Here is a 23,182-nt window from a genome sequence, read left to right on the forward strand (position 1 = left end):
ATGTGTTCCCCCGCGACCGACTGACAGAATCCGTCGCATGGCGATCATCCACAACACCACCCTGAAGCCCACGAAGCTGGAACTGCTCACCGCCTGGCTGCCCACCCGCCCCTGGTATGTCGGCACCGGCACACCGGAGTTGACCCGGGCCGGCGGGTTCCGGCTGGACGATCCGGCGGGCGAGGTCGGGATCGAGTTCATGGTGGCCGTCGACGCCTCCGGCCCCGAATCGGTCTCCTATCTGGTCCCCCTCACCTACCGTGCCGCCCCGCTCCCCGGCGCGGACCACGCCCTGGTCGGCACCATGGAGCACGGCGTGCTGGGCCCCCGCTGGGCCTACGACGGCGTCCACGACCCGGTCCTGCGCACCGGACTCCTCGCCCTGTTCGAGGGCCGCGTCCACGCCCAGGCGCAGAGCCTCAGCGACACCCTCGACCACGAGGTCACCCACTCCTACGACGGCGACGGCCTCCTCGCCCCGGACGGCCCCGTAGAGGTCACCGAGGACCAGGACGGCACCGAGCTCCCCTTCCCGGACGGGACGGTCCTCCGCTTCCACCGGGTCCTGCGGCCCACGGCACCCGAGGGCACGGTCGGCCATGTCTCCGGGGCCTGGGCGGCACCGGACGGCACCCGTGCGCGTGCCGTGTTCGCGAGTCTGCGCGCTTTCTGAGACCGGCGATGTCACAGCGCGGCCGGCTGTCTCGTCCCGTGAGGTGCAGGCACATCTCGATCAAGGAGTGGACGATGAACCTCGCGCTGTGGATCGCTGCCGGACTGCTGGCCGCGGTGGCCCTGACCGGCGGTGTCGCCAAGACCTTCGTGCCCGTGGAGAAGCTGGCCGCGGCCCACGGCGGAGGCTGGACCGCGGAGGTCGGCACGGTCTTCGTGAAGACTCTCGGCGTTCTCGAACTCCTCGCCGCGGCGGGCCTGGTCCTGACCGCCGCGCTCGACATCGCACCGGTGCTGGTGCCGGTGACCGCCGTCTGCTGGATCCTCCTGATGATCGGCGCGATGATCACCCACGGCCGTCGGGGCGAGTCCGCGTTCGTGGTGCTGAACCTGGCCTACCTCGCCCTCGCGGTGTTCGTCGCGTGGGGCCGTTTCGGCCCCGAGTCCTTCACCGGCTGACCGGCGTGAGCAGGACGGAGGAGTTCCAGGAGCTGCGGCCACTGCTGTTCTCGATCGCCTACCGGATCCTCGGCAGCGTCGGCGAGGCCGAGGACGCCGTCCAGGAGACCTGATGACCGACGCCCACGTCCCCCGGAGCGGATTTGGACCGGGCGTCAGAATCCCACGTCCGGCTGCCGATAGGTCGGCGGCCTCCGGACCCGGCTCGCCCGCTCGTACGCGTACGCGAGGCGCAGCAGCACCGGCTCGCTCCATGCCGTCCCCATGAACGTCAGCCCGACCGGCAGCCCGAACGCGAACCCCGCCGGCACGCTCACCGCGGGGTACCCGGCGAGGGCCGCGGGCGTGGAGGCGCCGCCGCCGTACATGTCCCCCCGGATCAGGTCGATCTTGGCCGGAGGGCCGGTCGTGGGCATCACGAGGGCGTCGAGGCGGTGTTCGCGCAGCACCGCGTCGATGCCCTCCTCGCGGGAGAGCCGGTGGTTGATCGCCAGCGCGTCCCGGTACTCCCGTTCCGAGAAGTCCAGCTTCTCGACCGCCTCCAGCCCGTCCTGCCGTACGTACCGCAGTTCACGGTCGGCGTGCGCGCGGTTGAAGGCGATCAACTCGGCCAGGTCGCGCGGGTGTTCACCGCCGGCCGCGGCCAGGTACGAGTTCAGGGCGCGCTTGATCTCGTAGGCCTGGACGATCATCGAGCCGGGCAGGTCCTCCAGTTGCCCGGCCGTGGGGATGTCGGCGGGGTCGACGATCACCGCTCCGGCCGCGCGGAGCACACCGATCGCCCGTTCAGCGATCTCGTCGGCGTGGTGGTCGTACCCGAAGTACACGGTCCGCGGGACGCCGATACGGGCCCCGCGCAGCCCTTCCGCGTCCAGGAAGCGGGTGTAGTCGCGGTGGAAGTGTCCCCGGCTCGCCGTCGTCGCCGGGTCCCTCCCGTCGACCCCGACCAGCGTGCCGAGCATGATCGCCGCGTCCCGGACCGTGCGTGCCATCGGGCCGACGCTGTCCTGGCTCGGCACACCGGGGATCACCCCGCCCCGGCCGACCAGTCCGACGGTCGGTTTGACGCCGACGACACAGTTGGCCGACGACGGGTCGATGATCGAGCCGTTGGTCTCGGTGCCGATGCCGGCGACGCACAGGTTGGCGGCGACGGCGACGCCCGTACCCGAGCTGGACTCGTTCGGTGAACGGTCCAGCTTGTACGGGTTGCGGGTCTGGCCGCCCCGCGCGCTCCACCCGGCGTGATGCGTGAGCGAGAGCCCGCCCGCCCACTCGCTGAGATTGGTCTTGCCGAGGATCACCGCCCCGGCGCCTCGCAGCCGCGCGGCGACCGTGGCGTCCCGCGAAGGCCGTACCCCTTCAAGGGCCAGTGACCCGGCCGTGGTGTGCATGCGGTCCCCGGTCTCCACCAGGTCCTTCAACAGCACCGGCATACCGTGCAGGGGCCCCCGCCGCCCCTGCGTCCGGTCCAGCCGCCGGGCCTCCCGCAGCGCGTCCGGATTGACCTCGATCACCGCGCGCACCAGCGGATCGATCCGCTCGATCCGCTTGAGGTAGTACCGCGTCAGCCCCTCCGCGTCGAGCCGCCCGCCCTCCATCAGCCGACGCAGCTCGGTGATCCCGAGCTCGTCGAACTCCCCCTGCCCCACGTCCGCCCGCGCCGGGGCCGCCGTCCCCGCCCATGACGAGGCCGCGACCCCCGCACCGAGGGCCAGTACTCCCCTGCGTGTACTCCGAATCCGTTCCATGACAGGAAACGCTAGGGACTTGACCGGCCCGAATCCCTACGGCTGCCCCCCGATTCCACCGGGGGGCAGCCCGCAGGGGCCGTCAGAACATCGTGTTGTCGTTGGCCGAGGTGGCCGGTACGTCCTGGATCACGTCCCAGTGCTCCACGATCCTGCCGCCCTGTACCCGGAACAGGTCCACGATCGCCTGCCCCCGCTCCCCCGGCGCCGGGATGTAGTTGCTGTGGACTGCCACGAGGTCGCCCTCGGCGATGACCCGCTTCGGCTCCACCTTCAGCTGCGGCACCGCCTCGAAGTACGCCCCGAGCCCGGCCTTCGCCCCGGACACCCCGTTCGCGATGGCCGGGTTGTGCTGCTCGTACCGGGGGCCCCAGTACCGGTCGAGGGCGGACAGGTCCTTCTTCACGATCAGCTGGTCGAAGGCGGTGACCACCAGCTTCTTGTTGTACGCGGTGAGGAAGCCGGGGCCGGGCTGCGAGGTCCGCGGCCAGCTCACCGTGGAGAACATGTCGTTGCCGTTGGCGGTGGTGTCCGGCACGTTCTGTCCGACGTCCCAGTGCTCGGCGATCTTCCCGCCCTGGAAGCGGAAGATGTCGAAGACGGCGGACCCCCGGGTCCCCGGCGTCGTCACCACGTTGGAGTGCACCAGTACGAGATCTCCCTCGGAGATGACCCGCTGGACGCGGTACTCGGCGTCCGGGAACTGCTGGTGCACGGCCGTGGCGAGGTTCTTCAGGGTCTCGGCGCCGTCGGGCGCGAACGGGTTGTGCTGGATGTAGTCGGGCCGTACGAAGCGGTCCACGACCTCGGTGTCACCGCGCTCGAACACCCCCTTGAGCACCCGGACGGCGACGGCCTTCTGGTGGGCGAGGCGTGCGGAGTCGCCGTATCCGGCCTGCGAGGGGGGAGCGGTGTGCGGCGCCGCCACGGCCGGCACGGCGGCACCGAGGAGCGCGGCGGAGGCGACGAGGGCGACGAGGGTCCTGCGGGCGGGCGTGGTGGGGGGCACGGGATCTCCTGAGGTCGATATTGAAACTTCAAGCTCACGCTTCCCACAGGAAAGCACTAACCATTAGTTAGCGTCAAGGTCGCTTGCCTAGAGCGCACTCCACGCCGTTGGCTGTGTGGTCATGGAGTACACGCAGCTCGGACGCACCGGACTCAAGGTCAGCCGACTCGTCCTCGGCACCATGAACTTCGGCCCGCAGACCGACGAGACCGACTCACACGCGATCATGGACTCGGCGCTCGACGCGGGCATCAACTACTTCGACACCGCCAACGTGTACGGCTGGGGCGAGAACAAGGGCCGTACCGAGGAGATCATCGGCAACTGGTTCGCGAAGAGCGCCGCGAACCGCGACAGGACCGTCCTCGCCACCAAGGTCTACGGCAACATGGCCGCGGACGGCGACGCCTGGCCCAACCACGACAAGCTCTCCGCGCTCAACATCCGCCGTGCCGTGGACGCGTCGCTGAAGCGGCTCCGGACCGACTACATCGACGTCTACCAGTTCCACCACGTCGACCGCGCCACGCCCTTCGAGGAGATCTGGCAGGCGATCGACACCCTTATCCAGCAGGGCAAGATCCTGTACGTCGGGTCCTCCAACTTCCCCGGCTACAAGATCGCCCAGGCCAACGAGATCGCCGCGAGGCGGGGCGGCACCATCGGCCTCGTCAGCGAGCAGTGCCTGTACAACCTCGCCGAGCGGCGCGCCGAGATGGAGGTCATCCCGGCCGCCCAGGAGTACGGCCTCGGCGTGATCCCCTGGTCCCCGCTGCACGGCGGTCTCCTCGGCGGGGTCATCAAGAAGGAGGCCAAGGGCGGCCGACGCGCCTCCGGCCGTGCCGCCGACACCCTCGCCGACCCGGCCAAGCGCGCCCAGATCCAGTCGTACGAGGACCTGTTGGAGAAGCACGGCCTGGAGCCCGGCGAGGCGGCCCTGGCCTGGCTGCTGACCCGCCCCGGCGTCACGGGCCCGATCGTCGGCCCGCGCACGGCGGCACAGCTGGAGTCGGCGATCAGGGCGGTGGAACTGGACCTGTCCGAGGAGGTCCTGGCGGGCCTGGACGAGATCTTCCCGGGCCCGGGTCCGTCGCCGGAGGCCTTCGCCTGGTAGGAGCGCCCGAAGGGGCGCGGGGCGGAGTCGATTTGGGGCTCCGCCCCGCGGGCGCGACCAGCCACGACGCCGCAGCAGCCGACAACCGGCCGCAGTTCCCCGAACCCGGCCCTACCTGCCAAGCACCGCGGCCAACGCCACAACGACGAACATCATCACAAGCACACCGGCCATGATCCGGTTCCGCGTCTTCGGGTCCACGCATCGAGCCTAACCGGCCCCGCCCAGCGCCCAACGCCCGACCACCTCATATCGCGGCTGCTCCCCCGGCACCCCGGACAGCGGCAGATTGCTCCGGACCAGCGCCAGCTCCTCGACCGCCCAGGTCCGGCTGGTGAACCCGTCGAGCACCTCCAGGTACGGCCCCACCTCCACGGCCTCCCGGCTGCGGGCCACCGTCAGGTGGGCCTTGTACCGCCGGTGCTCCCCCATCTCGACCCCGGCCTTCCGCGCCGCCGCCTCCGCCCGCTCGGCCAGCAGCCGCAGCGTGGGCAGCTCGCCCGAGGCCCCCGCCCACAGCGCCCGCCCGTGCCCGAACTGCCCGCCACCGCGCACGGCCAGCGGGAAGGAGGGCGTACGCCGGGCCGCCCGCTCCAGCCGCGCCGACAGTTCCGGTACGAGGTCCTCGTCGACCTCGCCGTAGAAGGCGAGGGTGAAGTGCCAGCCCGGGACGCCGGTCCAGCGCAGCTCGGACGCTCCGGGAAGCCGCCTCAACTCGGCCACCCTCAGCGCGAGTTCGTCGGACACGTCCTGCGGGGGCAGCACCGCGGCGAAGAGTCTCATGCGGGTCAGCCTGCCACCATGGGGGCATGAAGATCACCATCAGGGACGGCGGTCCCGACGACATACCCGTGATCCTCGGCATGCTCGACAGCTGTGTGGAGTGGCTGGTCGCGCAGGGGCGTCCCGGCCAGTGGGGCACCGAGCCGCTGTCCGCGAGCCCGAGGACGGTGGAGTCCGTCGCCCGGTACATCGACGAGGGCAGCGTGTTCGTCGCCGAGGCCGACGGCGTACCGGCCGCGACCCTCACGATCACCGACTCGCCCGGCGCGTACCTGGCCGCTCTCGCACCGCCCGGTGAGCCCGAGCGGTACATCCACTGGCTCGCCTCCGACCGCCGCTTCAAGGGCCTCGGCGCGGGCAGCGCCCTGCTCGCGCACGCCGCCGAGGAGACCCGGCGCGCGGGCGTGGGCCTGCTGCGGGTGGACTGCTACGCGGGCGACGACGGCAAGCTGGTCGCCTACTACGAGGCCAACGGCTTCACCCCGACGGTGAGTTACACCGCCGGGGTGAACAACGACTGGCCGGGCCAGGTGCTGGCCATGCGCGTACTGCCGTAGGGCCTACGCGGCCGCGGCCAGCTGCTCCTGGGTCTCGCGTGGTTCGAAGCGGACGTGCGGGTGGCCGTGGTTCCAGCCCATCGACAGGCGCAGGTTGCCGATCCTGGCCAGGACCAGGCCGATCGTCACGGCCACCGCCGCGGAGATCGCACCGCCCGACGCGAGCCCTGCGCGGACGCCGTACGCGTCGGTGACCCAGCCGGCGATCGGCGCGCCGACGGGTGCTCCGCCCATGAACACCATCATGTACAGGGCCATCACGCGGCCCCGCATGGCCGGGTCGGTGCTCAGCTGGACGCTGCTGTTGGCGGTGACGTTGACCGTCATGCCGAACATGCCGATCGGGACCATGAGCAGGGCGAACAGCCACAGCGAGGGGGCGGTCGCGGCCACGATCTCCAGCGCGCCGAAGGCCACCGCGCCCACGACGAGCACCCGCATCCGCGCGGTGCCGCGCCGGGCCGCGAGCAGGGCGCCGGCCAGGGAGCCGACGGCCATCAGGGTGTTGAAGAGGCTGTAGGAGCCCGCGCCCGAGTGGAAGACGTCGTCGGCGAAGGCCGAGAGGAAGACGGGGAAGTTGAAGCCGAAGGTGGAGACGAAACCGACCAGGACGATGGTCCAGATCAGGTCGGGCCGCCCGGCCACGTAGTGCAGGCCCTCCCGCAGCTGCCCCTTGCCGCGCGGTGCGCGCTCGACGACGTGCAGTTCACGGCCTCGCATCATCATCAGGCCGACGAGCGGGGCGACGAAGGACAGGCCGTTGAAGAGGAACGCCCAGCCGGTGCCGACGCCGGTGATCATGACACCCGCGACGGCGGGGCCGATCAGGCGGGCCGACTGGAAGTTCGCGGAGTTCAGGCTGACCGCGTTCTGGAGCTGGTCGGGGCCGACCATCTCGGAGACGAAGGACTGTCGGGCCGGGTTGTCGACGACGGTCGCGAGACCTGCGGCGAAGGCGGCGAGGTAGACGTGCCAGACCTGGACGTGGCCGGTCAGGGTGAGGGCGGCGAGCGCGAGACCGGTGGCCCCCATCGCGGACTGCGTGAACAGCAGCGCGCGGCGCTTGGACAGCCGGTCGACGAGGACACCGCCGTAGAGGCCGAAGAGCAGCATCGGCAGGAACTGCAGGGCCGTCGTGACGCCGACGGCGGTGGCGGAGCCGGTGATGCTGAGGACCAGCCAGTCCTGGGCGATGCGCTGCATCCAGGTGCCGATGTTGGAGACGACCTGGCCGACGAAGAACAGGCGGTAGTTCCTGACCTTCAGCGAGCTGAACATGGAGGACTTGGGAGGGTCCGGGGTAGTAGGGGTCGGTGCGGGGGCGGAGTGTGCTCCGGATCCCGTACTCAACGGCGTTCGCCTCCTTGGCGCGGCTTACAGGTGTGCGAGCTTCTCCAGCACGGGGGCGGCGGCGCGCAGTTTCGCCCACTCGTCCTCGTCCAGGTTGTCGACCAGGGCGGCCAGGAAGACGTTCCGCTTGGTGCGGCTCTCCGCGAGCATGGCCTCGGCCTGCTCGGTCTTGGTGACGACCTTCTGGCGCCGGTCCTCGGGGTGCGGCTCCAGCCGGACGAGTCCCTTGGCCTCAAGGAGCGCCACGATGCGGGTCATCGACGGCGGCTGGACGTGCTCCTTGCGGGCGAGTTCGCCCGGGGTGGCCTTGCCGCAGATGGAGAGGGTGCCCAGCACCGACATCTCGGTGGGGCTCAGCGACTCGTCGACGCGCTGGTGCTTGAGCCGACGGGAGAGTCGCATCACGGCTGATCGCAGGGAGTTCACGGCGGCAGCGTCGTCGCCATGGGTGAGGTCCGGCATCTCTTTAGCATAACTCATTACTCTCGCTAAACAAGCTGGAGTGCGCGAGGATTCCCGTGACCCTGGCCACCGAAACCCGATCTTCACCCGTACGAGTGAGTCGGCAGCGGAAAGTGAACGGCGCTCCCCGTCGGCGGCGACCCTCGTGTTCATGGGGACCAGCGTGCTCAGCCTGCGGATAGACGGGGAGCTGCTCGACCGGCTCCGGGACCATGCGGCGAAGAGGGGGATGAGCGTCCAGGACTACGTGGTTCGGACGCTCGTTCGAGACGACTTCGACGAGCGGTTCCAGACCGCCGTCGACGAGACGGAGAAGTTCTACGGGGTGACGTGAGCGCGGCTCACGTGAGACCCAGCGCCGGCATCAGGTAGTAGAAGCCGAACACCGCGGCCACGACATACATCGGAACCGGGACCTCCCGGCCCCGTCCGGCCGCCAGGCGCAGGATCACGAAGGTGATGAAGCCCATGCCGATGCCGTTGGTGATCGAGTAGGTGAACGGCATCATCACCATGGTGATGAAGGCCGGGATCGCGATCGTGTGGTCCGCCCAGTCGATCTCCTTGACCGAACCGGCCAGGATCAGGAAGCCCACCGCGAGCAGGGCCGGGGTCGCCGCCTGGGACGGGACCATCGTGGCGACCGGCGTGAGGAACAGCGCGATCGCGAAGAGGCCGCCGGTGACGACGTTGGCGAAGCCGGTCCGGGCGCCCTCGCCGACGCCGGCCGTGGACTCCACGAAGGCCGTGGTGGCGGACGAGGAGCTCGCGCCGCCCGCGGCGACCGCGAGGCCGTCCACGAAGAGGACCTTGTTGATGCCGGGCATCTGACCCTGGGCGTCGGTGAGTCCGGCCTCGTCGGAGACGCCCATGATCGTGCCCATCGCGTCGAAGAAGCACGACAGCAGGACCGTGAAGACGAAGAGGATGCCGGTCAGCACGCCGACCTTGTCGAAGCCGCCGAAGAGGCTGACCTTGCCGATCAGGCCGAAGTCGGGGGTGGCGACCGGGTTGCCGGGCCACTTCGGGGTCGTGAGCCCCCAGGACGGGACCGTGGCGACGGCGTTGATGACGACCGCCAGCACCGTCATCGTGACGATCGAGATCAGGATCGCGCCGGAGACCTTGCGGACGATCAGCGCGAGGGTGAGCAGGGCGCCGAGGACGAAGACCAGGACGGGCCAGCCGTCCAGGTGACCGTCGCCGCCGAGCTGGAGCGGGACGGTGGTCTGGGCGACGTCCGGGATGCGGGAGACGAAGCCGGAGTCCACGAGCCCGATCAGCATGATGAACAGGCCGATACCGATGGAGATCGCCTTGCGCAGGCCGAAGGGCACCGCGTTCATGACGCGCTCGCGCAGGCCGGTGGCGACCAGCAGCATCACGATGAGACCCGCGAGGACCACCATGCCCATCGCGTCCGGCCAGGCCATCCGGGGTGCGAGCTGGAGCGCGACGACCGAGTTCACGCCGAGCCCCGCGGCCAGCGCGATCGGGACGTTGCCGACGACCCCCATGAGGAGCGTCGTGAAGGCCGCCGTCACGGCGGTCGCGGTGACCAGCTGGCCGTTGTCCAGGTGATGGCCGTACATGTCCTTGGCACTGCCGAGGATGATCGGATTCAGCACGATGATGTAGGCCATCGCGAAGAACGTGGCGAAGCCGCCCCGGATCTCGCGCGGCAGGGTGCTGCCCCGCTCGGAGATCTTGAAGTAGCGGTCGAGGGCGGTTGGCATAGGAGGTTCCTACGAGCAGATGTGGACACGTGTAGACCGTTTCAGTATGAACGTATGTGTCCGACCATGGCGATCTCCGCGCGTAGATGTGATCGCCTCGTAAGCTGTCCCCATGGCCGCGTTCTTTTCGGGACCCATCAAGCACGAGGCGCCTGAGCCCCTGGAGGGCCCGGTCGTCGCGACGATCACCGGTGGCACGATCCTGTGGTTCGTCCTCTTCCTCGTGCAGCTCCCCTTCTACGGCTGGTTCGAGGACCACGACCGCACCTGGTGGGTGTGGACCTGCCTGGCCGGGGGCGTCCTCGGGCTGTACGGCACCTGGTTCGTGCGGAAGCGGGACGCGGCGATCAAGAGGGCGGCGGCGGAGACGCCGGCCGACCCTGATGCCGAGTGACGAGCGGCCCCCTAGTACCACGGCATCACACACCCGCGTCCGTCTCCTCCCCAGGTCGGAACTTCCCCTCACTCGGCGGGTGAAGCCGTAGAACCGCACGTACCGTCGAGTGCATGACGCACACCGACGCGGGCACCGAACTCGACCCTGTGCACCCCACCGTCATCCCGAGGCCGGTGACCGGGCTCACCGCGGCCGAGGTCGCGGACCGGGTGGCGCGGGGCCAGGTCAACGACGTGCCGGTGCGCAGCAGCCGGTCCATGGCGGAGATCGTCCGGGCGAACGTGTTCACCCGGTTCAACGCGATCATCGGTGTCCTCTGGCTGATCATGCTGTTCGTCGCGCCCTTCCAGGACAGCCTGTTCGGGTACGTCATCCTCGCCAACACCGGGATCGGCATCATCCAGGAGTGGCGGGCGAAGAAGACCCTCGACTCGCTCGCGGTCATCGGGGAGGCCAGGCCGACGGTACGGCGGGACGGGACCGCGACAGAGGTCGGCACCTCGGAGATCGTCCTCGACGACCTCATCGAGATCGGACCCGGCGACAAGGTCGTGGTCGACGGGGTGGTCGCCGAGGCCGACGGCCTGGAGATCGACGAGTCGCTGCTCACCGGTGAGGCCGACCCGGTGGTGAAGCGGCCCGGCGACCATGTGATGTCCGGGAGTTTCGTGGTCGCGGGCGGCGGCGCCTTCAAGGCGACCAAGGTGGGCCGCGAGGCCTACGCCGTCCAACTCGCCGAGGAGGCCTCGCGGTTCACTCTGGTCCACTCCGAGCTGCGCTCCGGCATCTCCACGATCCTCAAGTACGTGACCTGGATGATGGTCCCGACCGCGGTCGGCCTGGTCGTCAGCCAGCTGTTCGTCAAGGACAACGACCTCAAGGACTCCATCGCGCGCACGGTCGGCGGGATCGTGCCGATGGTCCCGGAGGGGCTGGTCCTGCTGACCTCCGTCGCCTTCGCCATAGGTGTCATCCGGCTTGGCCGGAAACAGGTCCTCGTCCAGGAACTCCCGGCGATCGAGGGCCTCGCCCGCGTCGACACGGTCTGCCTCGACAAGACCGGCACCCTCACCGAGGGCGGCATGGACGTCACCGAGGTCAGGCCGCTCCAGGGGGCCGACGCGTCGTACGTGCACAAGGTGCTGGGCGCCCTCGGCGAGTCCGACCCGCGGCCGAACGCCTCGCTGAAGGCGATCATCGACGCCTACCCGGACGCCGAGGAGTGGCGCTGCACCGAGTCGCTGCCCTTCTCCTCCGCCCGCAAGTACAGCGGCGCCTCCTTCAGCGAGGGCGACGGCGAGGTCGGCACCTGGCTGCTGGGGGCGCCGGACGTGCTGCTCGACGAGGACGATCCCGCTCTCGCCGAGACCGGGCGGCTCAACGAGCAGGGCCTCAGGGTGCTGTTGCTGGCCCGGGCCGGCCGGGACCTCGACGATCCCGAGGTGGCCCGGGGGGCACGGCCGACCGCCCTGGTCGTACTGGAACAGCGGCTGCGCCCCGACGCGGCCGACACCCTGCGGTACTTCGCCGAACAGAACGTCCGCGCCAAGGTCGTCTCCGGGGACAACGCGGTGTCGGTCGGTGCGGTGGCCGCCAAGCTCGGGCTCACGGGTACGGTCGTCGACGCACGCCGACTGCCCGCCGATCAGGAGGAGATGGCCAAGTCCCTCGACGAGGGCACGGTGTTCGGGCGGGTCACCCCGCAGCAGAAGCGGGACATGGTGGGGGCGCTGCAGTCACAGGGGCACACGGTCGCGATGACCGGCGACGGGGTGAACGACGTGCTCGCCCTGAAGGACGCCGACATCGGGGTGTCCATGGGCTCCGGCTCGGAGGCCACCCGGGCGGTCGCGCAGATCGTGCTGCTGGACAACAGTTTCGCGACCCTGCCGTCGGTGGTCGCGGAGGGGCGGCGGGTGATCGGGAACATCACGCGGGTCGCCACGCTGTTCCTGGTGAAGACCGTGTACTCGGTGCTGCTGGCCGTCCTCGTGGTGTGCTGGCAGGTCGAATACCCCTTCCTGCCCCGGCACTTGACCCTGCTGTCGACGCTCACGATCGGCATCCCGGCCTTCTTCCTGGCCCTCGCGCCCAACGGGGAACGCGCGCAACCGCACTTCGTGCGGCGGGTGATGCGGTACTCGATCCCCGGTGGGGTGGTGGCGGCGGTCGCGACCTTCGTGACCTATCTGATCGCCCGTCACCACTACACCGGGGCGGGCGCGTTGGACGCGGAGACGAGCGCGGCGACCCTGACCCTGTTCCTGATCTCGATGTGGGTCCTGGCGATCATCGCCCGCCCGTACACCTGGTGGCGGATCGCCCTGGTCGCGGCGATGGGCCTGTCCTTCGTGGTGGTCCTGGCCGTGCCGTGGCTGCAGGACTTCTTCGCGCTGAAGCTGGTCGGGGCCACGATGCCGTGGATCGCGGTGGGGATCTCGGTGGTGGCGGCGGCCGCCCTCGAACTCCTGTGGAGGTGGGTCGACCGCCGCGGTTCCGCTTAGCGCCGGGCTTCAGCCGAGACCGTTCCGTCGAGTGTTGTCTGCGGATGCGTCGTGGCTGGTCGCGCAGTTCCCCGCGCCCCTGACGGGGCGCGTTCTACTTGACGTCGACGTAGTCGGCGGCCGAGTTGACCGGCGACGTCGTCGTCGTGCCCGCGAAGACGTAACGGAAGTAGCCGTCCGCGGTGGCCTTCACCGTCGTCTTCAGGGCGCCCGTGGTGCTGGTCTTGATGGTCTTCAGGGTGCTGTAGGTGGTCGCACCCTTCTTCTTGAACTGGAGCTTCACCGGCTGGGTCGAGTAGCCCGCGTTCTTGTTGGTGTCCCAGTTGGCGCGCGACAGCTTGCCCGTGACGGTGATCGTCTTGCCCTTCGTCACCGGCTCCGGGGAGGCGTCGGTGGTGAGGGTGGCCTTGCGCTGCAGCTTGGCGGTGCCGAGGTTGCCCTGCCAGGTCATCCCGTCGTCCTCGTTGACGGCGAGCGCGCCCAGCTTCCAGCTGCCCGCCTCGCTGCTGAGCAGGTCGCCGTCCTCCTCGGAGCCCTTCGGGCGGAACTGGATCTTCGCCGAGCACTTCAGGACCGTCGACGAGGACGCCGTGCAGGTGCCGGCGTCGTCACCGCTGAGCAGGTCGTCGGAGTCCATGCCGAGGGTGGCGCCGCGGTAGAGGACCGGCCCGGTCGCGAAGGAGTTCGCGTTCAGGCCCGCGGGCTTGGTCACGGTGTACGTCGCCGAGACCGTGACGGTCGCCGTCGGACCGACCACGATGCTCTTGCCGGCGTTCACCTTGAGCTGCGAGAAGGTGACGGCGGGCCCGGCCGTGGCGGCCTGGGCGGACGGCACGGCGAGGGCGGAGAGGGCCACGGCGCCGGAGGCGGCGAGGACGAGGGCGCGTATGCGCATGTGCGTTCCCCATGAGGAGAGAAGTTCTCGGAGTCTGATGACTCACCGAGAAGACTCGTGACTCATGGGACTGGTTGTACGCGTGGGACGCGATTTTGACCGCACATGCGCAACGCTTTACTTCCCGTCGACCTGCTGAGGCCTGCTTGAGGCCCTGCTTGAGGTCCTACTTGACGTCGACGAAGTCACCCGCGGCGTTGACCGCCGGGGTGGTGGAGGTGCCCGCGTAGCTCCAGCGGAAGTAGCCGTCGACCGTGGCCTTGAGCGTGGTCTTCAGGTCGCCCTTGGTGTTGGTCTTGACGGTCTTCACGGTGGTGTAGGTGCTGGAGTCCTTCTTGCGGAACTGCAGCTTCACCGGCTGGGTCGAGTAACCGGCGTACGTGCGGCTCTCCCAGTTGGCGCGCGTCAGCTTGCCGGTGACCGTGATGGTCTTGCCCTTCTTCACCGGCTCGGGGGCGGCGTTGACGACGAGCTTCGACAGACGCTGGACCCGGTGGGTGCCGTAGTAGTCGTTCCAGTAGACGCTGCCGGTCTCGTCGTTCGCGAGGACACCCGCCGTCACGTGCCAGGTGCCGGCCAGCGCGTTCATGTACAGGTCGCTGCCCGGGGTGGCCGTGATGGTCAGCTTGCAGTTCGAGGTCGTGGCGTTGACCGCGGTGCAGGAGGCGGCCTCCTCGTTCGGCGCGAGCCAGCCGTCGACGTTGTCGAGGTCCTTGCCGTGCCACAGGTCGATGTACGCGTCCTCGATACCGGCCGAGTGACTGGCCGTCAGGGAGACGGTGAACTTCTTGGCGGCCGTCGTGCCGAGGACGAGGTCCTTGCCGCCGTTGATGGTCACCTTGGAGACGACCGGCAGCTCCTCGTCGGCGGCGGCAGCCGTGCTCATCGCCGACCGGGAGACTCCGAAGCGCTCCGCGGCGGTGGTCTTGCCGATGCCTGCGTCGGTGGCCTGGGCGGCCGGAACGACGAGGGCGGAAAGGGCCAGGGCGCCGGAGACGGCGGCCACGGTGGCTCGTATACGCATGTATTCCCCACGTGAGATCAGTGAGTCAGGTGACTCAAGTGATGAGATTCACGAGGAGGGAGAAAGGTTGCACGAGCGGTAAAAGTTTCGTGTGAAGCTTTTCGTCGAAGTCTGCCGTTACCCGAAAGCCGGCGAGTTCCTCGACTCGTCCGTCGATGTCACCGCGGTCGGTGTGGACATCCTCGCGGACCTCGCGGGGATCCCGGCGGCCGAGTGGGTCGGCAATGTGCCTCTGACAGAGGAACATGCCGAGCGTGTCCGGCAGTTGACCGGGATCACGCTCGACCTGGAGCACTACGACTACTTCCTGGAACCCAGCGCCGGCTGAACCCTTCAGTCGAACCAGCGGTCCCTCGCCAGTTCCTCCGTCCGGGACGGGTCCTCCAGGAGGGCCGCGACCTCGAAGCGCCGGGGCCACTGGCCCGCCGCCCAGGTGAGGCCCGCGGCCACGCCCTCCAGGGTGGCCGCGTGCAGGACGCCGTCGCTGGTGAGGCGCCAGTCGATCTCCACGCCGTCCACGACGAGTTCCTCGTGCTCGACGTACGAGGACGGGGTGTCCGGGCCCAGCAGTACCCGTACCGACTCCGGTACGTCGTGCTCGGTGCCCTCGGAGTCGACGGAACCGGTGACGGACTCGCTGAGTCGGCGGACCTGGAAGAGCTCGGCCAACTCCCCTGCCCGCGACGGGCGTACGGGAAGCAGGGGGACGCCCTGCGTGAAGGGCAGCAGGTCCGGTGAGTCGACGACCACCGCGTCGGCCGCGTCCACGACCTCGACCCGGCCGTCGGTGACCGCCCGCAGCTCGTCCGGCAGGGTGACCTGTTCGGGGTCCAGGTCGGCCAACGCTCCGTAGAGGGCGTGGAGTTGAGCGCCCGTCACCGTGCGGTCGGGGTCGGCGAGGCGGTCGAGGAGCTCCGCCGCGCCGCCAGGCTCCTCCAGGAGCGCCGCCACCGACGTCCGTACGCCCAGGGCCCGCAGCACCTGCTCGTCGTCGAACCCGGTCGCGTCGGCCTCGTCGTACAGGCCGCGCAGGAGGGGGTCCCCCCCGGCCGCCAGCAGACCGGCGGGGCGGCGGCCGTCGAGCACCGGGTTCCCGCGCAGCCACCAGGCGGTGTAGGGCCGTACGACCTCGTGCGTGCCGTCGGGCAGCAGGATGCGGACCTGCTGGGTGATCGCGTCACGCAGCGGCGGCCGGGCGAGCATGGCGAGGGCCTCGGGCCACTTGTCGTCGTCGACCAGGTCGAGATCGCGTACGGCGACCAGTTCGGTGGCGACCGGCGGTACCGGTGTGTCCGGGAAGCGGTCGAGGATGTCCTCGCACCACACGTCCACGGCGTCCAGGAGCCCGGCGTCGTCCGGTTCGGCGAAGTCGCCCTCGCGCGGCTCCAGTTCGTCCGGGTCCAGGACGACGTCGGCGGCACGGACCAGGGCGAAGTTCGCGAGCACACCGCAGGCCGCGAGGGGCTGTTCGCCCCACTTCCCGGCCAGTTCGGCGTCCACGAAGGCGAGTTCGTCCTCGCGCATCACCTGCGCGAACGGGCTCCCGGGGAGCACGAGTTCGCCCGCGGGGACCAGCTCCCCCTCCTCGTCGGGCAGGGCGAGCGCACCCAGCCAGGGCTCCTCGCCTGGCTCCAGGCCCGCGTCCCGGACGAGCGCGAGGACGGTGTCGGCCAGCTCCTCGGCGTCCGGGGTGTCCTGCTCCCAGTCCAGTGCGCCGTCGTCGTCCATGGAGGCGGCCACGGCGGCCCTCACCTGGGGCGTGGTGAGCACCGCGCGCGGCGTCGCGGGCAGCGCGCCCAGCTTCTCCAGGAGCGGGTGGGCGGCGTCCGGGTGGGCGACCTTGAGACCGAGCCGGGCAAGGATCTCGGGGTCGGTCAGGGACCCGTCCGACGGGGGCAGCAGCACCTGCCGGGGCCCGATGGTCGTCCTGCCGTCGGCAAGCGGGACCGGCAGGCCTGAGAGCCGCTCGGGGTCGACGCCGGCGAGGCTGTCGTAGAGCCGCTGCCACCACTCCGGCTCCTTCTCCAGCCCCGCGAGCCGGTCCACGGCGTCGGCCAGCGGGACCCGGGCGACACCCAACGTCCGCAGCTCCACACGCCGTTCGAGACCTGCGGGCAGGAGGGTCGGCAGCACCTCGGCGAGCACCCGCACGGTGTCGGCGCCCGCGCCCTCGACGACCTCGGCCTCGCGGGGCCGCAGCGTCTCGGGCAGGTCCGCGTCGCCGTCGGGCTCCAGCGCGGGCGGGAGAAACGCGGTGCGCGGGAGGCGTTCCAGGATCGCCTGCCGCAGGCCGCCGTCCAGCTCCCCCTTGCCCAGCGGACCGGGCACGAGAGCGATGATGCCGTCGCCCACCGGCCGCCAGCCGGCGAGGAGTTCGGCGTACGTGTCCGCCGCGCGCTGCACGAGGAAGTCGGTGAGCGGGCCGGGCGCCGCGTGCCGGCGGGTGGTGTCCAGCGGGAACGACGCGATCAGCAGCGCGGGCACGCCGAGGGGTTCGTCGCTGGGGGTCGGGGCGTGCACGACGGGGCTGGTGCGGGGGTGGGCCGGAGAGCCGTCGGCGTCGACGGGCACCGCCCAGGTGAGGGACCAGTGCGGCCGCAGCCGTTCCTCGACGGGCCGGTCGGCGAGCAGCTCCGGGGTGAGCGGCCCGTGCGCGGACGCCGTACGCCACCGGGTCGTACCGTCTCGTGAATCCTCCACGACGGTGAGGACGCCGTCGGTGCGGCGGCTGATCGTCCGGGTCGTGTCCGTCTCGATGACGACCTCCTCCAGCCCGGGGAGGGCGAGGAGGAGGGCGTCGTCGACGGCGCTCAGGAGACGCTCGGCGAGGTCGGTGGCGGCCGGGTCGCGCAGGGGGAGGATGACGACGGTGTCGTACGGGTCCGGGGCGGTGCCCTCGGCGGCGAACGGGAGCCGCAGGAGCGGGACATGGCCGTCGCGGCGGCGGATCTCGTCGCCGAGCCCGGGGCTGTGGCGGGCGGTGTCCGCGGCGTGGTCGCGGGCCTCGGCGAGGGACCAGCGGACGCCGCCGTGCCGGCCGATGAGCGCGGGTTCGTCGGTGACGGCGAGCACGGAGGCGAAGCCGACGCCGAAGCGGCCGACCGAACTCACCGCGCCGGCCTCGTCCGCGGAGCCGGTCCGGGGTGCGCGCTTGGCGGAGGCGCGGAGGGTGGAGAGGGACTCGACACCGGTCGCGTCCAGCGGGGCGCCGGTGTTCGCGGCGAAGAGGACACCCTCGCGGAGGGTCAGCCTGAGCCGTCCGGGCACCCCCGCCCTGGCCGCCGCGTCGGCGGCGTTCTGCGCGAGCTCGACGACCAGCCGGTCCCGGTACCCGCCGAGAACGAGGTCCTCCTCGGCGTTGGCGTCCTCCCGGAACCGGGCCGGGCTGGTGGCCCAGGCGTCCAGCACACCTCGCCTGAGCCGGGCGGTCCCGAACGGGTCGGCACCCTCGGCTGCGGGCCGCACGAACTTGCTCACGTTGACTCTCCTCATCGGCGTGACGACGAAGGTACCGCGACGAGGGAAGACGTCGGCTCCGCCCCCGTGGCCCCGCGCCCGGCCGCCGTGGGGAACCCGATTCCCGCGAGCGGCGAAGTACAGGTGAAAGCCCGAGCTTCAGAGCGTTACAGCGACGAAAGGAGCCCCGATGACCGTCGAACCGGGCGTCAGGATGGGGCAGGACAGGGACGCCGCGGTGATCGAACGGTCGTGGGACGAGCCCGAGGCGTTCGCCGTCCTCTTCGACCGCCATGCCGACTCGGTGCACCGTTACGCGGCACGCCGGCTCGGCGCGGAGGCGGCCGAGGACGTGATGGCGGAGACCTTCACCACCGCGTTCCAGCAGCGCTTCCGGTACAACACGGACTCGGCCGACGCCCGTCCGTGGCTGTTCGGTATCGCGACCAACCTCATCGGCCGCCACCGGCGTGCCGAGGCCCGGCGGCTGAAGGCGTTCGGGCGGCTGCCCGCCGCCCCCGGCGGACAGGCCGAGGAGACGGTCGCGGACCGGGTGGCGGCACGGGTCAGCGCGGAGGCCGTGCGCAGCGAACTCGCGGGCGCCCTGGCCCGGTTGCCCGCCCGGCACCGGGATGTGCTGCTGCTGGTCGCCTGGGCCGACCTCGGCTACGAGGAGGTCGCCGCGGCCCTCGGCGTGCCGGTGGGGACGGTCCGGTCGCGGCTGCACAGGGCTCGCAGAAAACTTCGTGAGGCATTGGGCGGATCCGATCCGACCGCTCTTCGAGAGGAATCCGGCAATGAATGAGATCGAGCTCCTGAGGGAGTGGGACGCGGACGCGCCCCCTCTCTCGGACACCGCCCGCGCCCGTGCCCGCTTCCGCCTGTACCAGGCGATGCAGGCCCCCGCCGCACCCGTCGCCGTCGGCCGCCGCCCGCTGCTGCGGGTCGCCGTGGCCGCAGTCGCCGCGGCGGCCGTCACCGCGACCGTGGTGGTCGCCCAGAACACCGGGGACAGCGCGCCCCGGACCCGGACGGTGAGCGCGACCACCGTGCTGCGGGGGGCGGCGGCCGAGGCCCTGCGGACCGAGAAGCCCGTCGCCCCGCGCGACGACCAGTTCATCTACACCAAGGAGGTCATCGAGCGCAGGCCGGTCGGCGGCGGTCCTGTGAAGAGGTACGTCGACGAGAGCTGGAGCTCGGTCGACGGGTCCAAGAAGTCCTACGTCAGCGAACTGGGCACCAAGCAGTGGGTGCCGCCGGCCCAGAAGGGTCAGTACTCCTGGCCGCCGCAGGAGTGGTCGAAGCTGAAGAAGCTGCCCCTCGACCCGGCCAGGCTGACGATCGTCCTGCGCGAGGCGGGCACGAAGCCCGACTTCGGCCGGAAGACCAGGGCCGACGAGTGGCCGATGATCCAGATTTTCCTGTCCGGGCTGCTCCGCCACTCGATCCTGCCCAAGGGCCTGCGCTCCGCGGCGTTCGAGGCGCTCGCCGCCGTCCCCGGGGTCGAGGTGCTGCCGGGCCGGACCGGGTTCAACGGACACACGGCCATCGGCGTCCGGTACGTCGGCCCGCCCGGCACCCCCTGGGAGGACGGCAGGCGGGTGCTGCTCTTCGACGCGAAGAGCTACCAGTACCTGGGGTTGCGTGAGCGGACCACGGTGAAGTTCACGACCCGTGTGGTCGTCCAGTCGCAGTACGTCGTCGACAGCGGCGTGGTGGACCGGGTGTTCCAGCGCCCCTGAGCCGAAGGGCCCTACGAGTGGCCCAGTTCCGCCGCCGCCTCGTCCGCGGTCTCCGGCACCGATCCGGAGTCGCGGGCGGGGCGCAGCGGGAACGGGTCCACTCTGGTCTCGTCGATCACCGGCTGGGCCGGCTGCGGGGGCTTCGGCATGACCGCCGCCTCCGAGTGGCCGCCGCAGCCGTAGGCCAGGGACACCACGCGGCCGTCCGCCGGGGCGAACTCGTTGGCGCACAGACCGAAGGCCTGGCCCAGGGAGCCGCCCAGCGGGACGAGGAAGCCGCAACTGACGCACGGCGCGGGGGCCGCCTGCGCCATCGGGGTCTTCGCCCCGAAGGAGTCCTCCCAGCGGTCGGCCGCGACATGGAGGCCGTAGCGGGACAGAACGCGGGCCCGGCGCATGCCCAGTTCCTCGGCGACCGCGGCGATCGAACCCCGGGACGGGACCACCGGGAGATGCGACGGGCTGCCCGCGGTGAGGTCCGCGTCCTCCGCCTCGGCCAGCTCGGCCATCTCCTCGGAGACGGGCGCGCTCGGCAGCGGCTCGTCCTCACCGGAGTAGCCGGGCTCCAGGCGGAGGTCCTCGGCGTCGGTGGGGAGCAGATCGCCGGGGCCCATGTCACCGGGGCGCAGGCGCTCGCTCCACGGCACCCACTCGGGGGCCAGCAGCGCGTCCGAGCCGGGCAGCAGCACGACCTCGTCCAGGGTGACGGTCTTCGCGCGGGAGGCGCGGGCGACGGTCACCGCCCAGCGCCAGCCCCGGTACCCGAGTTCCTTGCACTCGAAGTAGTGCGTGACGACGCGATCGCCCTCGGAGACCAGGCCCGCGTGCTCACCCACCACTCCGGGCGCGGCGGCCTCCTCGGCTGCGGCGCGTGCGAGGTCGACGGCCTCGGCGCACTGGCGGTCGGGGGTGCGGCTTCGCGTTGTCGCTGCGCTCACAGGTATCGCTTCTCTCCTACGCCGTCACTCGGGTGCGCCGGCCTGAAGGCGGCGGATGCGGACGGAGCGGACCGAAGGGCCGCGTCGACGTCCGCGCCCGATCGCGCTCGGGCGCACCTGCTCCCATCCATTCTGCGGGATGTTTGAGAGGCGCGCGGCCGAGAACGTTCGCCACGGCGCGCTACGCACGCTACCTGTTCGCCGCCGCTCGGCCTACACCGACGTGATGGTTCGTTGCCTCCGACGGCACTTCATATGCGTTCATACGCGCGGTAACCGCGCTACTCACAGCTTTCTCGGGGCACTATTGCGGGGTGGCAGCCGCGAGGACACCCCAGGGAGCCACCGGAATCGGTGGCGGTTCGGGCCGGATGACAGGGTCCGTCCGTGCTGTCGGGCGTGCCCTGCACTTTCCGTTCACCGGTACGGCGCGCGGGATCCGCAAGGCGACCCACGCGCACGGGGCGGGCGAGTCCGGTCTCGGCAAACTGATCGAACTGCACGCGGTCAACGGCGCGGGTGACGTGATGATCACCGTGGCCCTCGCGTCCACGGTGTTCTTCTCCGTCCCCACCGACGAGGCCCGCGGGCGTGTCGCCCTGTACCTCGCGATCACGATGGCGCCCTTCACGGTCCTGGCCCCCGTGATCGGCCCGCTCCTCGACCGCCTCCCGCACGGCCGCCGTGCCGCCATGGCGGGCGCCATGCTCGCCCGGGCGATGCTCGCCCTGATCATCTCCGGGGCGGTCGCCACCGGCAGCCTGGAGCTGTATCCGGCGGCCCTGGGCGTACTGGTCGCCTCCAAGGGGTACGGCGTCGTGAGAAGTGCCGTGGTGCCACGGCTGCTCCCACCACATTTCTCCCTCGTGAAGGCCAACTCCCGGGTCACCCTGGGCGGGCTCCTCGCGACCGGTGTGGCGGCGCCCATCGGGGCGGGGCTGCAGGCCATCGGACCGAGCTGGCCGCTCTACGGCGCGTTCGTGATCTTCATCGGCGGTACGTTCCTGTCCTTCTCCCTGCCGCCGAAGGTCGACTCCGCCAAGGGCGAGGACGTGGCCCTGCTCGCGGCCGACGAGGAGCACCTGCACGGGCCGCACCGAAAGGAGGTCAAGCGGCCCGGACTGCGCACGGTCGGCACCGCCGTCACACACGCCCTCGGCGCGAACGCCGCCCTGCGCTGGCTCTCCGGCTTCCTCACCTTCTTCCTCGCCTTCCTGCTGCGCGAGCACCCCCTGACCGGGGAGAGCGCGGCGGTGTCCCTGGGTCTGGTGGCGGTCTCGGCGGGCGTGGGCAACGCGCTGGGCACGGCGGTCGGGGCGTGGCTCAGATCGAAGGGGCCGGAGATCATCATCCTGACGGTGGTGGCGTTCGTGCTGGGCGCGGCGATCACGGCCGCGATCTTCTTCGGGGCGTTCCTGGTGGCCTGTCTGGCGGCCGTCGCCGGGTTCGCGCAGGCCCTGTCCAAGCTGTCCCTGGACGCGCTGATCCAGCGGGACGTGCCCGAACTGGTCCGCACCTCCGCGTTCGCCCGCTCCGAGACCCTGCTCCAGGTGTCCTGGGTGTTCGGCGGCGCCGTCGGCATCGTGATGCCGCTCAACGGCTACCTCGGCCTGTCCGTGGCCGCCGTCGTCGTCGCCGTGGGCTGGCTGGCCACCGCCAAGGGGCTGCTGAGCTCGTCCCGGCACGGGGGCTCGCCCAAGGCGCGGGTGGCGTGACGGGCGGATCACACCGCGTGTGGCGTAACGAACCGGGCACGCCGGACCCCGCGTAAGGGGACGGCTGTACCCGCCGGATAACCTTCCGCCATGACCACGCTGCCCCGCGGCGAAGCCGCCCCTGTTCACCGCGCTGTGCGACGCCGCCGCGCCGTCGCCGCCGCCGGCCTCGTTTCCGCCGGACTGCTCGTCCTGTCGGCCTGCGACAAGCCGACGCCGCGCGTCACCGTCACGGTCGGTTCGGCCTCGGTGAGCTCCGAGGCCACCTGCTACGACGACGGCAACGACCTCGGCCAGACCAAGGCCGCCAAGTGCGCCCTCCAGAAGGCCGACGTCGAGACGATCAAGGTCAAGCAGGGCCAGACCCTCCGCGTCGGCGTCGACAAGAAGATCGCGGACACCGGCTGGGCCCTGTGGATCAACGGCCAGCAGATGACGTACGTCTACAAGAAGTCGTACTACTCCTTCGACGGCGTCGACCTCTTCGCCCAGCAGCAGGGCCAGGCCCCGCAGAAGACGCTGAACATCAGCATCGTCGAGCAGGACAAGACGACCTCGGGCCAGAGCAAGGCGCACAAGGGCGTCTGGAACTTCAAGCTGGAGAACGCGGACTACTGA

22 protein-coding genes and 1 pseudogene are annotated in these 23,182 nt (G+C 70.8%); 13 read left to right on the plus strand and 10 right to left on the minus strand.

All coding sequences use genetic code 11. The features are described 5' to 3' along the window. Positions 1 to 37 precede the first annotated feature (37 nt). The 3 genes and pseudogenes from ACZ48Z_RS14460 to ACZ48Z_RS14470 all read left to right on the plus strand — a co-directional run. Positions 38 to 673, plus strand: coding sequence for a maltokinase N-terminal cap-like domain-containing protein (locus tag ACZ48Z_RS14460; RefSeq protein ID WP_468736155.1), 636 nt, complete (start codon positions 38 to 40; stop codon positions 671 to 673). 74 nt (positions 674 to 747) lie between these two features. Next, positions 748 to 1,131, plus strand: a complete 384-nt coding sequence (locus ACZ48Z_RS14465) for a DoxX family protein (protein ID WP_468736156.1) — start codon at positions 748 to 750, stop codon at positions 1,129 to 1,131. Then, positions 1,095 to 1,241: pseudogene (locus tag ACZ48Z_RS14470) on the plus strand (sigma factor); the annotation flags it as partial. The gene ACZ48Z_RS14465 and the pseudogene ACZ48Z_RS14470, both read left to right, overlap by 37 nt. Before the next feature lie 45 nt (positions 1,242 to 1,286). Here ACZ48Z_RS14470 and ACZ48Z_RS14475 read toward each other — a convergent pair. After that, positions 1,287 to 2,882, minus strand: a complete 1,596-nt coding sequence (locus tag ACZ48Z_RS14475) for an amidase (protein ID WP_468736157.1) — start codon at positions 2,880 to 2,882, stop codon at positions 1,287 to 1,289. A gap of 82 nt (positions 2,883 to 2,964) precedes the next feature. After that, on the minus strand, positions 2,965 to 3,891 hold the full coding sequence (locus ACZ48Z_RS14480; RefSeq protein ID WP_468736158.1) for a nuclear transport factor 2 family protein: 927 nt from the start codon (positions 3,889 to 3,891) through the stop codon (positions 2,965 to 2,967). Between the two features lie 121 nt (positions 3,892 to 4,012). On the opposite strand from ACZ48Z_RS14480, the gene ACZ48Z_RS14485 reads away from it, so the two are divergent. Further along, a complete protein-coding gene (locus ACZ48Z_RS14485) occupies positions 4,013 to 5,005 on the plus strand; it encodes an aldo/keto reductase (protein WP_468736159.1) in 993 nt (330 codons plus the stop codon). A gap of 210 nt (positions 5,006 to 5,215) precedes the next feature. Here the strand turns inward: ACZ48Z_RS14485 and thpR are convergent, their stop codons facing one another. Continuing rightward, positions 5,216 to 5,788, minus strand: a complete 573-nt coding sequence (gene thpR / locus ACZ48Z_RS14490; RefSeq protein WP_468736160.1) for an RNA 2',3'-cyclic phosphodiesterase — start codon at positions 5,786 to 5,788, stop codon at positions 5,216 to 5,218. Between the two features lie 26 nt (positions 5,789 to 5,814). On the opposite strand from thpR, the gene ACZ48Z_RS14495 reads away from it, so the two are divergent. Continuing rightward, a complete protein-coding gene (locus tag ACZ48Z_RS14495) occupies positions 5,815 to 6,345 on the plus strand; it encodes a GNAT family N-acetyltransferase (protein WP_468736161.1) in 531 nt (176 codons plus the stop codon). Positions 6,346 to 6,348: 3 nt separating this feature from the next. On the opposite strand, the gene ACZ48Z_RS14500 is transcribed toward ACZ48Z_RS14495, so the two are convergent. Further along, positions 6,349 to 7,623: an MFS transporter gene (locus ACZ48Z_RS14500; protein WP_468736162.1), complete on the minus strand. Its 1,275-nt coding sequence runs from the start codon at positions 7,621 to 7,623 to the stop codon at positions 6,349 to 6,351. A 96-nt stretch (positions 7,624 to 7,719) separates the two neighbouring features. Next, entirely contained in the window at positions 7,720 to 8,157 is a 438-nt protein-coding gene (locus ACZ48Z_RS14505; protein WP_328748299.1) for a MarR family winged helix-turn-helix transcriptional regulator, read from the minus strand. A 145-nt stretch (positions 8,158 to 8,302) separates the two neighbouring features. Here ACZ48Z_RS14505 and ACZ48Z_RS14510 point away from each other — a divergent pair, with 145 nt between their 5' ends. Then, positions 8,303 to 8,491 (plus strand): ribbon-helix-helix protein, CopG family, encoded by a 189-nt coding sequence (locus ACZ48Z_RS14510; RefSeq protein ID WP_468736340.1) that lies wholly within the window; start codon positions 8,303 to 8,305, stop codon positions 8,489 to 8,491. A 7-nt stretch (positions 8,492 to 8,498) separates the two neighbouring features. Here the strand turns inward: ACZ48Z_RS14510 and ACZ48Z_RS14515 are convergent, their stop codons facing one another. After that, the gene (locus tag ACZ48Z_RS14515; protein WP_468736163.1) at positions 8,499 to 9,893 is read right to left on the minus strand and encodes an NCS2 family permease; all 1,395 of its coding nucleotides are present in this window, start codon (positions 9,891 to 9,893) and stop codon (positions 8,499 to 8,501) included. 112 nt (positions 9,894 to 10,005) lie between these two features. On the opposite strand from ACZ48Z_RS14515, the gene ACZ48Z_RS14520 reads away from it, so the two are divergent. Both ACZ48Z_RS14520 and ACZ48Z_RS14525 read left to right on the plus strand, forming a co-directional pair. Next, positions 10,006 to 10,287 (plus strand): DUF2530 domain-containing protein, encoded by a 282-nt coding sequence (locus ACZ48Z_RS14520; protein ID WP_468736164.1) that lies wholly within the window; start codon positions 10,006 to 10,008, stop codon positions 10,285 to 10,287. A 113-nt stretch (positions 10,288 to 10,400) separates the two neighbouring features. Next, the gene (locus tag ACZ48Z_RS14525; RefSeq protein WP_468736165.1) at positions 10,401 to 12,794 is read left to right on the plus strand and encodes a cation-translocating P-type ATPase; all 2,394 of its coding nucleotides are present in this window, start codon (positions 10,401 to 10,403) and stop codon (positions 12,792 to 12,794) included. Positions 12,795 to 12,888: 94 nt separating this feature from the next. On the opposite strand, the gene ACZ48Z_RS14530 is transcribed toward ACZ48Z_RS14525, so the two are convergent. Further along, on the minus strand, positions 12,889 to 13,689 hold the full coding sequence (locus tag ACZ48Z_RS14530) for a hypothetical protein (RefSeq protein WP_468736166.1): 801 nt from the start codon (positions 13,687 to 13,689) through the stop codon (positions 12,889 to 12,891). Positions 13,690 to 13,855: 166 nt separating this feature from the next. Beyond that, on the minus strand, positions 13,856 to 14,713 hold the full coding sequence (locus tag ACZ48Z_RS14535) for a DUF5707 domain-containing protein (RefSeq protein WP_468736167.1): 858 nt from the start codon (positions 14,711 to 14,713) through the stop codon (positions 13,856 to 13,858). A gap of 91 nt (positions 14,714 to 14,804) precedes the next feature. On the opposite strand from ACZ48Z_RS14535, the gene ACZ48Z_RS14540 reads away from it, so the two are divergent. Beyond that, positions 14,805 to 15,041, plus strand: coding sequence for a DUF7683 domain-containing protein (locus ACZ48Z_RS14540; RefSeq protein WP_468736168.1), 237 nt, complete (start codon positions 14,805 to 14,807; stop codon positions 15,039 to 15,041). A 5-nt stretch (positions 15,042 to 15,046) separates the two neighbouring features. On the opposite strand, the gene ACZ48Z_RS14545 is transcribed toward ACZ48Z_RS14540, so the two are convergent. Then, the gene (locus tag ACZ48Z_RS14545) at positions 15,047 to 18,190 is read right to left on the minus strand and encodes a sacsin N-terminal ATP-binding-like domain-containing protein (protein WP_468736169.1); all 3,144 of its coding nucleotides are present in this window, start codon (positions 18,188 to 18,190) and stop codon (positions 15,047 to 15,049) included. Positions 18,191 to 18,359: 169 nt separating this feature from the next. Here ACZ48Z_RS14545 and ACZ48Z_RS14550 point away from each other — a divergent pair, with 169 nt between their 5' ends. After that, complete coding sequence (locus ACZ48Z_RS14550) at positions 18,360 to 18,974, plus strand: RNA polymerase sigma factor (RefSeq protein WP_468736170.1); 615 nt, start codon at positions 18,360 to 18,362, stop codon at positions 18,972 to 18,974. After that, positions 18,967 to 19,911, plus strand: a complete 945-nt coding sequence (locus ACZ48Z_RS14555; protein ID WP_468736171.1) for a CU044_5270 family protein — start codon at positions 18,967 to 18,969, stop codon at positions 19,909 to 19,911. The genes ACZ48Z_RS14550 and ACZ48Z_RS14555 overlap by 8 nt, the downstream gene beginning before the upstream one ends. Positions 19,912 to 19,922: 11 nt before the next feature. On the opposite strand, the gene ACZ48Z_RS14560 is transcribed toward ACZ48Z_RS14555, so the two are convergent. After that, entirely contained in the window at positions 19,923 to 20,849 is a 927-nt protein-coding gene (locus ACZ48Z_RS14560) for a DUF3027 domain-containing protein (RefSeq protein ID WP_468736172.1), read from the minus strand. Between the two features lie 371 nt (positions 20,850 to 21,220). Here ACZ48Z_RS14560 and ACZ48Z_RS14565 point away from each other — a divergent pair, with 371 nt between their 5' ends. Then, complete coding sequence (locus tag ACZ48Z_RS14565; protein ID WP_468736173.1) at positions 21,221 to 22,564, plus strand: MFS transporter; 1,344 nt, start codon at positions 21,221 to 21,223, stop codon at positions 22,562 to 22,564. A gap of 90 nt (positions 22,565 to 22,654) precedes the next feature. Then, positions 22,655 to 23,182 carry a hypothetical protein gene (locus tag ACZ48Z_RS14570; RefSeq protein ID WP_468736174.1) on the plus strand — a complete coding sequence of 176 codons (528 nt, stop codon included), beginning with the start codon at positions 22,655 to 22,657 and terminating at the stop codon, positions 23,180 to 23,182.

It is taken from the genome of Streptomyces sp. NPDC031225, from assembly GCF_055570355.1.

What these genes read in the sequence shown, in the direction of transcription:
- ACZ48Z_RS14530 (WP_468736166.1), bottom strand. Translation starts at nt 13,689, where the DNA reads ATGCGCATACGCGCCCTCGTCCTCGCCGCCTCCGGCGCCGTGGCCCTC.
- thpR (WP_468736160.1), bottom strand. Translation starts at nt 5,788, where the DNA reads ATGAGACTCTTCGCCGCGGTGCTGCCCCCGCAGGACGTGTCCGACGAA.
- ACZ48Z_RS14535 (WP_468736167.1), bottom strand. Translation starts at nt 14,713, where the DNA reads ATGCGTATACGAGCCACCGTGGCCGCCGTCTCCGGCGCCCTGGCCCTT.
- ACZ48Z_RS14515 (WP_468736163.1), bottom strand. Translation starts at nt 9,893, where the DNA reads ATGCCAACCGCCCTCGACCGCTACTTCAAGATCTCCGAGCGGGGCAGC.
- ACZ48Z_RS14520 (WP_468736164.1), top strand. Translation starts at nt 10,006, where the DNA reads ATGGCCGCGTTCTTTTCGGGACCCATCAAGCACGAGGCGCCTGAGCCC.
- ACZ48Z_RS14525 (WP_468736165.1), top strand. Translation starts at nt 10,401, where the DNA reads ATGACGCACACCGACGCGGGCACCGAACTCGACCCTGTGCACCCCACC.
- ACZ48Z_RS14570 (WP_468736174.1), top strand. Translation starts at nt 22,655, where the DNA reads ATGACCACGCTGCCCCGCGGCGAAGCCGCCCCTGTTCACCGCGCTGTG.
- ACZ48Z_RS14460 (WP_468736155.1), top strand. Translation starts at nt 38, where the DNA reads ATGGCGATCATCCACAACACCACCCTGAAGCCCACGAAGCTGGAACTG.
- ACZ48Z_RS14555 (WP_468736171.1), top strand. Translation starts at nt 18,967, where the DNA reads ATGAATGAGATCGAGCTCCTGAGGGAGTGGGACGCGGACGCGCCCCCT.
- ACZ48Z_RS14465 (WP_468736156.1), top strand. Translation starts at nt 748, where the DNA reads ATGAACCTCGCGCTGTGGATCGCTGCCGGACTGCTGGCCGCGGTGGCC.
- ACZ48Z_RS14475 (WP_468736157.1), bottom strand. Translation starts at nt 2,882, where the DNA reads ATGGAACGGATTCGGAGTACACGCAGGGGAGTACTGGCCCTCGGTGCG.
- ACZ48Z_RS14565 (WP_468736173.1), top strand. Translation starts at nt 21,221, where the DNA reads ATGACAGGGTCCGTCCGTGCTGTCGGGCGTGCCCTGCACTTTCCGTTC.
- ACZ48Z_RS14495 (WP_468736161.1), top strand. Translation starts at nt 5,815, where the DNA reads ATGAAGATCACCATCAGGGACGGCGGTCCCGACGACATACCCGTGATC.
- ACZ48Z_RS14550 (WP_468736170.1), top strand. Translation starts at nt 18,360, where the DNA reads ATGACCGTCGAACCGGGCGTCAGGATGGGGCAGGACAGGGACGCCGCG.
- ACZ48Z_RS14505 (WP_328748299.1), bottom strand. Translation starts at nt 8,157, where the DNA reads ATGCCGGACCTCACCCATGGCGACGACGCTGCCGCCGTGAACTCCCTG.
- ACZ48Z_RS14500 (WP_468736162.1), bottom strand. Translation starts at nt 7,623, where the DNA reads ATGTTCAGCTCGCTGAAGGTCAGGAACTACCGCCTGTTCTTCGTCGGC.
- ACZ48Z_RS14485 (WP_468736159.1), top strand. Translation starts at nt 4,013, where the DNA reads ATGGAGTACACGCAGCTCGGACGCACCGGACTCAAGGTCAGCCGACTC.